Source organism: Vibrio sp. 1288 (assembly GCF_033344475.1).
Genome location: NZ_JAWPOX010000114.1, coordinates 1 through 1191 on the forward strand (window position 1 = coordinate 1; position 1191 = coordinate 1191).

The following is a 1191-nucleotide window of genomic DNA, read 5'->3' on the forward strand; positions in this document are numbered from 1 at the left end:
CATTCGAATTTTTGCTCATCGTATCGCCAATGGTGCGCCAGCTCTGGTTTTACGCGCCCGTAATAATCACTTGATACCAAACAGCAATAAATTTGGCGTAGCAAAAAGCGCTCACTGCTTCGCTGCAATTGATGAGGAACAACACGCTCGAACATGCGTTTGTAGGTCAGCTGAATATTGAGCCGCCCCTCTTTTACCGATGCGCCCGACGTTGTTTTGAGGAGTCGCCCAAATGCGGCTTCATCTTCATCCAGAATCGACAGCGCTTTCTCGTACTTACCAAGCTTGATCCGCTCTAGTGCAAGGCTTTCTTTTAGCGCGCTGAGTTCAACATTTAACAACAATGTTGAACGTTGGTTCCGTCCTGGTTTTGGTCGCCAACTTAACCACGCTATCTCTTGCATCTGCGCCAGCAAACTGCGCGCATGACGAGGCGAAGTAAACAACAAATCGGCGATTTCTTGCAGCGTAGTTTTTGCTTCATTACCAACACCAAAAGAGAGCAAGCGTTGGTAATAACGAAATAAGTTGAGATCAGACACCGCACGTACCTTAACTCTAGGAGGTCATTGAATAGGCGTATTTTACTGAACTTGGCGGCAATAAAATAAGAAAACTTCCAAACACTTTGTTCCCCTTTTACTAGCATTTTGTCCCTATATTGTAGGAAAAACCCACCCATTCGGTCTTATCAGGAATAAAGCGAAGAAATCTACTCTCTTTTTTACCTCCCCTTTTTTCACCATACTGATTTGGCTCGCAGGAAATATAGAAAATTGCTCACAACCTAACCCCCAAGCAGAACTTAGCTCCTGATACCACACCCCCAATTCGTCGTATCTTTAAGTTCTGCTTCTTTACTTGCTGCCATTTGACCGAATTCTTTGTTAGTCCGCCAAATATTTGCGAGACATCATCCCTTCCCATTTTTTGACGTCGCTTATCTTCAATTCTCCTTTCAACAGTTGCGCCTTAGAAAAAGCACACGTACACTTAATCGTAATTCGACGATTAACTATAAAGGTCTGCTCATGAGCAACAAATGCAACGAAACGTGCCAAATTGCTTTTGAAACCACGCAACAACAACTCGATAAAGAACAAGCACTCGCCGCTCAAGCGAAAGCGCTGTCTCATCCTGCTCGCTTACGCATTCTGCATATTCTTCACACTTTAGACACCATGGGCGGCT

The 1191-nt window shown here is 44.5% G+C and carries 1 protein-coding gene and 1 pseudogene; one reads left to right on the top strand and one right to left on the bottom strand.

Annotated elements, in window-relative coordinates; genetic code table 11:
- On the bottom strand, window positions 1-542 hold a 542-nt coding region (locus R8O11_RS24975; protein ID WP_318194577.1), incomplete at its 3' end, for an SgrR family transcriptional regulator.
- Between the two features lie 489 nt (window positions 543-1031).
- Between R8O11_RS24975 and R8O11_RS24980 the strand changes: the two are divergent.
- Window positions 1032-1191 (top strand): annotated as a pseudogene (locus R8O11_RS24980) (ArsR family transcriptional regulator); the annotation flags it as partial.